Source organism: Corallococcus sp. CA049B, assembly GCF_003611685.1.
Taxonomy (GTDB): Bacteria; Myxococcota; Myxococcia; order Myxococcales; family Myxococcaceae; genus Corallococcus; species Corallococcus coralloides.
The window spans coordinates 44,310-52,306 of the sequence record NZ_RAWC01000045.1 but is presented as its reverse complement, the minus strand read 5'-3'; the positions used below and the strand labels follow the sequence as shown (position 1 = coordinate 52,306).

The following is a 7,997-nucleotide window of genomic DNA, read 5'->3' as shown; positions in this document are numbered from 1 at the left end:
GCGGGGGTGGGGCTGGACGCGGCGGCGGGGTATCTGCACGAGGAGCGGCCAGGGCGGCTGTCGCTGGCGTTGGACCTGATGGAGGAGCTGCGGGCGGCGGTGGTGGACCGGCTGGTGTTGTCGCTGGTGAACCGGGGGCAGGTGGGGCCGAGGGACTTCGTGGAGGACGTGGCGGGCGGGTGGCGGATGAGCGACGCGGCGAGGCGCACGTTCCTGGTGGCGTACCAGGAGGCGAAGCAGGTGGAGGTCCAGCACGAGTTCCTGGGGCAGCAGGTGCCCTGGGGGCGGGTGCCGCACCTCCAGGCGTTGTTGCTGGCGCGGGTCATCCGGGGCGACCTGGAGGCGTATCCGCCCTTCCGGGTGAGGTGACGGATGCTCGTGCTGGTCTGCTACGACGTGGCGAACGATGACGCGGCGGGGGCACGGCGGCTGCGGCGGATCGCGGAGGCATGCAAGGACCACGGGGTGCGGGTGCAGTACTCGCTCTTCGAGTGCCGCGTGGGGAAGCGTGAATGGGTGGCCCTGCGTCAGCGGTTGTTGGAGGAGGCGGAGCTGACGAAGGACAGCCTGCGCTTCTATTTCCTGCACGCGGACGAGGAGGCCCGGTGCGAGCACCACGGAGTGAGACCGCCGCTCGACCCGACGGGGCCGCTCATCGTGTGAGGGGCGGCGCGAACCTGTCCCGATGGAGGGCCCGCCGGAGGTTCGCGCTCGGGAAATCCCGAGCGGGGACAGGAGGTTGCACGGACGGTGCCGTTCTTTCTGTCAAGTGGAGACCTCCGGACCTGGAGGTTCGCGGAAAAGGGCGGATTTCTTTGGAAAATTCATAGGTTGTGACCAGTAGGGTCGCTCCGCTCTTCGGGGCGGAGCGTGGGTTGAAACACGAATCCGCCGCGCTGCGTTCCCTGCCTGCCCCCGTCGCTCCGCTCTTCGGGGCGGAGCGTGGGTTGAAACAGCTTGCCGATCATCGGGACAAGCTTGATGTCGGTCGCTCCGCTCTTCGGGGCGGAGCGTGGGTTGAAACACCTCGTTGAGGCCCGGCTTCAGCGGGCTGCCGTCGTCGCTCCGCTCTTCGGGGCGGAGCGTGGGTTGAAACTCCAGCCGAGGCGGGGGCCGCGTCAGCCCGGCCAGTCGCTCCGCTCTTCGGGGCGGAGCGTGGGTTGAAACTTTGAGGCCATGGACGCCAGCGGGGACCGCGAGGTCGCTCCTCTCTTCGGGGCGGAGCGTGGGTTGAAACCACGAGGCGGTCACCGTCTGCTTCTCAGCGTCGACGTCGCTCCGCTCTTCGGGGCGGAGCGTGGGTTGAAACTAGTACCCAGCGCAGCACCCAGAACCCACTTCGGCCGGTCGCTCCGCTCTTCGGGGCGGAGCGTGGGTTGAAACACCGGGGGGCGAGGGTAGGCCATGTCCGGAGAGGACGTCGCTCCGCTCTTCGGGGCGGAGCGTGGGTTGAAACATGGCGTCCGTCGTCTGGGGCTGGCTGGAGCAGGGCGTCGCTCCGCTCTTCGGGGCGGAGCGTGGGTTGAAACATCGAACTCCACTCGAAGTAGCCCGCCCTGCCCCCGTCGCTCCGCTCTTCGGGGCGGAGCGTGGGTTGAAACACGGAGGCGCAGAAGGCCGTGCGCCGCCTGATCCGTCGCTCCGCTCTTCGGGGCGGAGCGTGGGTTGAAACTCCGACTCCCAGCCCTCCGCCTTCCAGCGCGCCTGTCGCTCCGCTCTTCGGGGCGGAGCGTGGGTTGAAACAGGAGATGCTGGCCGAGGCGAGCGCTTTCCCGTCGCTCCGCTCTTCGGGGCGGAGCGTGGGTTGAAACCCATGTGGGTTGACCTGCTGGACTTGCGGAGGACGGAGTCGCTCCGCTCTTCGGGGCGGAGCGTGGGTTGAAACTTCGAGCGGGTGACGGAGCGGCACGGCGCCCTCGTCGGTCGCTCCGCTCTTCGGGGCGGAGCGTGGGTTGAAACTTCTCGGACGGCTCGCTGGCGGCGCCCACGCTCGTGTCGCTCCGCTCTTCGGGGCGGAGCGTGGGTTGAAACGTCGCGTCTGGCCGGACACGGCCCGAGCGAAGCGTCGCTCCGCTCTTCGGGGCGGAGCGTGGGTTGAAACTCCAGGGCCCGGGCCAGCACCCCGCCGACGCGGGTCGCTCCGCTCTTCGGGGCGGAGCGTGGGTTGAAACCATCTCGTTCACGACGGCGCCGGGGATGCCCGCGTCGCTCCGCTCTTCGGGGCGGAGCGTGGGTTGAAACGCGCCAGGGCCTCATAGGGGCACCTGGTGCAGCGGTCGCTCCGCTCTTCGGGGCGGAGCGTGGGTTGAAACGTCCAGCTCACGCAGCGCATCGGGGCCCATGCTGTCGCTCCGCTCTTCGGGGCGGAGCGTGGGTTGAAACAAGCAACGGCGCTGCACGGGGTGCGGTGGCCGGTGTCGCTCCGCTCTTCGGGGCGGAGCGTGGGTTGAAACTCCGGCGGGATGGTGTCCGGAAACGCGTTGGATTGTCGCTCCGCTCTTCGGGGCGGAGCGTGGGTTGAAACGAGTACGGTCCGGCCCGTGCGGCTCGCGTCTACGTCGCTCCGCTCTTCGGGGCGGAGCGTGGGTTGAAACTCCTGGTAGTGGTAAATGCTGCCCCAGTGCGACAGTCGCTCCGCTCTTCGGGGCGGAGCGTGGGTTGAAACCTTGGACACGAAGTCGCGGCGCGCTGGGTCTGTGGTCGCTCCGCTCTTCGGGGCGGAGCGTGGGTTGAAACACCGAACCGGTGTTCGTCGCGGACCAGGACGTCCTGTCGCTCCGCTCTTCGGGGCGGAGCGTGGGTTGAAACCTCGGGGCGCCTCCAGTGCAGTTCACCACGGCTGTCGCTCCGCTCTTCGGGGCGGAGCGTGGGTTGAAACATCACCACCGCGGATTTGATGGTGAACCCGGAGGGTCGCTCCGCTCTTCGGGGCGGAGCGTGGGTTGAAACTACACGGCCAAGGCGTCCCGCGCCGAGCGCGACGGTCGCTCCGCTCTTCGGGGCGGAGCGTGGGTTGAAACTTCTGAATGGCCATGCCGCGCCGGGCGCAGAGCGTCGCTCCGCTCTTCGGGGCGGAGCGTGGGTTGAAACAGCGTCCAGAGGCGGCTCCCCGTCTTGTCCGACGAGGTCGCTCCGCTCTTCGGGGCGGAGCGTGGGTTGAAACAAGCAACGGCGCTGCACGGGGTGCGGTGGCCGGTGTCGCTCCGCTCTTCGGGGCGGAGCGTGGGTTGAAACACGCTGGGCCTGAATGCGGCGCTCACCGGTAGCGTCGCTCCGCTCTTCGGGGCGGAGCGTGGGTTGAAACACCGAGGAAGTCGTGGCCTACCGCACGCCGCTGCCGGTCGCTCCGCTCTTCGGGGCGGAGCGTGGGTTGAAACACGAGCTTGGCCAGATGGAACACCACGAAGTCATGTCGCTCCGCTCTTCGGGGCGGAGCGTGGGTTGAAACACGTCGATCATGTCCTGCTCCTTGGGTGGGTGCTGTCGCTCCGCTCTTCGGGGCGGAGCGTGGGTTGAAACCGCATCCCCAGCATCTGAAACCTCGCCATGTCCACCGTCGCTCCGCTCTTCGGGGCGGAGCGTGGGTTGAAACACGTTGGTCTTGAACTGGAGGTACGTGAGCGTGTGTCGCTCCGCTCTTCGGGGCGGAGCGTGGGTTGAAACCCTCCCACCATGGCCATGACGCCGATGCGTCGGGTCGCTCCGCTCTTCGGGGCGGAGCGTGGGTTGAAACCTCCGGCTTGATGGAGAGCTTCAGGCTGTCCACGTCGCTCCGCTCTTCGGGGCGGAGCGTGGGTTGAAACCCGCCCTGGGCCTGCGGCGCGGTGGCGCCGGTGGGGTCGCTCCGCTCTTCGGGGCGGAGCGTGGGTTGAAACGCGTTCCGCAAGTTCGCCGTGCGGACCGTCGTCGTCGCTCCGCTCTTCGGGGCGGAGCGTGGGTTGAAACCAGTCCGCGCGCTGAATCCACCGGGCCAGGAAGTCGTCGCTCCGCTCTTCGGGGCGGAGCGTGGGTTGAAACCATCGCCGCCCGGACGTCGCGCGCGGGGACCAGTCGCTCCGCTCTTCGGGGCGGAGCGTGGGTTGAAACTGGCGCTTGTTCCGGTCCTCGATGCCCTGCTGGAGTCGCTCCGCTCTTCGGGGCGGAGCGTGGGTTGAAACACCCACCCGCCCTTGCGCGGCGGCTTCGCGAGGCTGTCGCTCCGCTCTTCGGGGCGGAGCGTGGGTTGAAACCATGAGGAACGCGAAGGCCCACGACTCGATGGGGTGTCGCTCCGCTCTTCGGGGCGGAGCGTGGGTTGAAACACGGGCACGCGGGCTGGGGCCATCCAGTCGGTGGAAGTCGCTCCGCTCTTCGGGGCGGAGCGTGGGTTGAAACACCCACCAGCCGGGCGATACCGACCCGGAAGTCGTCGCTCCGCTCTTCGGGGCGGAGCGTGGGTTGAAACACCTCTGACTCCGTGGGCGGGGGCGAATACCCGCGGTCGCTCCGCTCTTCGGGGCGGAGCGTGGGTTGAAACACGAGGATGGACAGGCCGACGCGAGCGGGAGTCAGTCGCTCCGCTCTTCGGGGCGGAGCGTGGGTTGAAACGCCTTCAACGAGGCGTCCGCCGAGGGCGCGGCCCTGTCGCTCCGCTCTTCGGGGCGGAGCGTGGGTTGAAACTCCGCCACCTGGACGCGGCCCGCGAGCGTCTTCGTCGCTCCGCTCTTCGGGGCGGAGCGTGGGTTGAAACCGCGAGGACGCGGAGCGGCTTGGCGAGCGCATCGGTCGCTCCGCTCTTCGGGGCGGAGCGTGGGTTGAAACTACGCCTGTTGCTGTCGCAGCCTCTTTGAGGCCCAGTCGCTCCGCTCTTAGGCGCGGAGCGTGGGTTGAAACAAGGACCCGCGCGCCTTCGGCACGTACCTGCGCGACGTCGCTCCGCTCTTCGGAGCGGAGCGTGGGTTGAAACGTCGCCGGGCTGGCCAAGGTGCTCGCGGGCTGGGTCGCTCCGCTCTTCGGGGCGGAGCGTGGGTTGAAACACCAGTGACGAGCGAGGCTCTCACGGGCCTGCGGGCGTCGCTCTGAGCTTGGCCCAGCGCTCTCAAACAGTCGTCGCAACAGTTGACGCGAATACTTCGGCAGGCGTTCGCCATGCAAGCGTTTGACGCGGGCCCGTCCCCCTCCGCGCGCGATTCGAGTCGGACAGTCGGATTTCCTGCCCGGCAGTACGGCTCCTCCGTCCCCCAATGGGCGCGGAGCGGGCCGCTTGTCTGTGAATGGACACGGTGTCGCACGGCCCCCTGCCACGGCGCGATGACGAGCGCGCACGCTTCTCCTCCGCCCTGCGACTAACGCCGAGGGCAAGGGGGAGCCGATGTCGAACCCGCGCGCGTTGCTGGTGTGCCTGCTGGCCAGTCTCTGGGGCGGGTGTGGGGCGGCCGTCATCCCCGCCACCGAGTGCAACCAGTCGGATAGCACGGTGTCCTGTTGCCTCAAGCGACACCCGGGAGCCTACGAGGGCTGTGGTGCCGACGCGCCCGCGAAGCGGATGCTCGGCGCGCGCGGAACGCGCATCGACAGCAAGACGTTGTGGCAGAAGGGGAGGGTCCGCCTTGATGTGGAGAACCCGGCGCCCGGAGTGCGTCCCGGACAGCTCCACTTCCAGGATGCGCAGACGGGGGCGAAGTACCTGTACAACCCCACCACGCGCAGCTTCACCAACGCGCCCAACTGGGTGAACGAGTTGCTGACGACGGACGCCAGGTTTGCCTCGTCCGTCCAGAAGGGGCTGTACTACCTGGGCGAGGTGGCCCCGTGAGGTTGAACGTGCTGATGCAGGCGTACCTGCGAAACGCCCAGGTACAGGCGGTGCAGTCGCGCCCGCTCACCCCGAGGATGCAGGCGCTGCTTGCTGAGGGTGTCGTCGGCAGACATGGCCTCTGGGTGTGGCGGCGGAAGGCGCTGGAGTCTGCCCCGGCCGTCCACCCCACCTTCCCGGATGCCACCGGCTACGAGTGCTTCGCGAACAAGGTGCACGTCTCCGACTTCGTGGGCAACCTCGACGAGGAGCCGTGGGAGCGCCGGCTGCCGCTGAAGGAGCAGGTGGGCTACGGCCTCAGGCTCGCCCTGGAGCTGCAGCGCGTGCTACCAGCGGAGAAGCTCTTCACCACCATCCTCGGGTGCAGCAACGCCTGCACGCTGCGCTTCCACCTCACCCGGCCCGGAGAGCGGTGGCTGGGGGAGAACCTGGAGAACTACCCGCGTAACGCCCTCCTGGAACTCGGCAACCAGGACGACGTGAGAGGCTGGGCTGCTCACCCACCTTGACGGGTATGGTTGCGGCGCCTCCCGCCTACCTCCCCCGGACGAACGTGTACGTCATGCCCCCGGGGGCCATCTCCTCGCGCATCACCTTGCGGACGGCATCGGCAAGGCGCCGCCCCAGGCGCTCCGCCTCCGCGCGCCCGCCCTGCAACGTCCCGGTCGCTCCGCTCTTCGGAGCGGAGCGTGGGTTGAAACTCGGTGGCAGTTCACGGTGCTGGCGAGTGTATTGCTCCTCACCTCATGCGCCGAAGGTCCGACACCCACTCCCACCCCCAATGCCCAAAAGTGGATGGGCCCGTTGGTGAACGTCCCTGGTGGAGGCCAGTTCCGCACCGTCATCCACTACGGCCCCTAGCAGTGCAGCGCTCAACTCATGGACTACTGCCGGGAGAGGTGCTCTGGCACCGGCCATGTCCTTCAGGGCTGCATGTGGCTCGCGGATGTGAAGATGGACTTCGAGGGGTCAATCGTGCGAGCGGGAAGCCGGTTCGGCATGACGCACTGCTGCTGCAACTACGGCACGCTCTCCGTGGCCCAGAACGCCGCGGCCCGCGACCGTTGGGACAACATCCGCGACGGATTCCGAGGCCGCTGGGCCGAACGCTTCGGTGCATGGCCCACCGAGGCCAACGGGAAGCCCTACCAGGGCCACCACATCCGGGACCTCAGCCATGGTGGCAATCCCACGGACTGGGACAACATCCTCCCGTTCCCCAAGGACATCCATCAGACGCTGAACGGGCTGTATGCCCAGTGCTACGCGAACCAGCCCCCGTGGACCGGCGTGGGCCCGAGCTATCCCTATGGCGAATGACCCCATGTCGATGAGTGCCCTGCTCGAAGAGGTCTCGCGCCTCCACCACGCGCGCCCTCCCGCGACGCCCGCGCAGCTCGATGCCTTCGAGCAACGCGTCGGCTGGCGCCTGGACCCGGACCTCCGCGCCTTCTACCTGCACTGCGACGGCGCGGACCTGTTCGACCGCGTCGACCCCGCGTTCTCCTTCGCCCCACTGTCCGAACTCCGCCGCGCGCGGATCGTCATGAGCCAGGACGACTCGGACCGGTCAGGGCCCGCGTCCTGGTACGCCCTCTGCGAGGTCCGCGATGGGAACTACGTCCTGCTCGACGTGAGCCAGCAGCACGACGGCCGCTATCCCCTGCGCGACGGCTTCCGCGAAGGCTTCCCGGATCCGGCGCTGTGCCCCCGGATCGCCAGCTCCTTCTCCGAGTTCCTGGCGGGCGCGCTCCGCTCCAACGGCCGCTGGTTCTGGCTGAAGAAGCTGATGCAGGACGGGTGACGGACCCCGCGTCCCCACCGCACGCAGCCGCGTCCCGCCAGAAGCCCGGAAACCCCCGTTATCCTCGCAGGACACTTCATCCCAGGCCGGTTTGTCGGGCTCCGGACACCATCGGATCCGTACGTTCCTCTCGCGCTACAGGGCCTTCCAGGCTCCCTCAGCCAGCCGCGCAATCACGGCTTACTTCGAGACTGAACGAGATGTTTTCCAACATGGGTGTTCGTGTCGCTGCGCACTGGAAACCCGCACGGCGTGCTGTCATCTTGAAGGGACTTTCGCGGTGCGGCAGGGCGGTTGAGGGGATGGCGGAGCGGAAGTCGTCCAAGGTCTTGCGGGCCGAACGTATTGGGATGTGCTGGGCGGAAAACTGTTCCGTCCCGGGGCTGTAAAAACTCCCCG

The 7,997-nt window shown here is 68.2% G+C and carries 6 protein-coding genes and 1 CRISPR repeat array; all 6 genes read left to right on the top strand.

The annotated features are described in order from the left end of the window. Nucleotides 1-369, top strand: a 369-nt coding sequence (cas1, locus tag D7W82_RS13345) for a CRISPR-associated endonuclease Cas1 (RefSeq protein WP_120618716.1), incomplete at its 5' end; no start/stop codon positions are given. A gap of 3 nt (nt 370-372) precedes the next feature. Continuing rightward, nucleotides 373-663, top strand: coding sequence for a CRISPR-associated endonuclease Cas2 (cas2, locus tag D7W82_RS13340; protein WP_120618714.1), 291 nt, complete (start codon nt 373-375; stop codon nt 661-663). A 182-nt stretch (nt 664-845) separates the two neighbouring features. Further along, nucleotides 846-5,015: direct repeats of the CRISPR family, unit length 37 nt; unit sequence GTCGCTCCGCTCTTCGGGGCGGAGCGTGGGTTGAAAC. Nucleotides 5,016-5,350: 335 nt separating this feature from the next. Continuing rightward, nucleotides 5,351-5,794: a hypothetical protein gene (locus D7W82_RS13335; RefSeq protein WP_120618713.1), complete on the top strand. Its 444-nt coding sequence runs from the start codon at nt 5,351-5,353 to the stop codon at nt 5,792-5,794. Further along, on the top strand, nt 5,791-6,303 hold the full coding sequence (locus tag D7W82_RS13330) for a hypothetical protein (protein ID WP_147439312.1): 513 nt from the start codon (nt 5,791-5,793) through the stop codon (nt 6,301-6,303). The genes D7W82_RS13335 and D7W82_RS13330 overlap by 4 nt, the downstream gene beginning before the upstream one ends. Nucleotides 6,304-6,769: 466 nt before the next feature. Then, complete coding sequence (locus tag D7W82_RS13325; RefSeq protein WP_233587491.1) at nt 6,770-7,114, top strand: hypothetical protein; 345 nt, start codon at nt 6,770-6,772, stop codon at nt 7,112-7,114. A gap of 4 nt (nt 7,115-7,118) precedes the next feature. Further along, nucleotides 7,119-7,598, top strand: coding sequence for an SMI1/KNR4 family protein (locus D7W82_RS13320; RefSeq protein ID WP_120618711.1), 480 nt, complete (start codon nt 7,119-7,121; stop codon nt 7,596-7,598). The last annotated feature ends 399 nt before the right edge of the window (nt 7,599-7,997 follow it).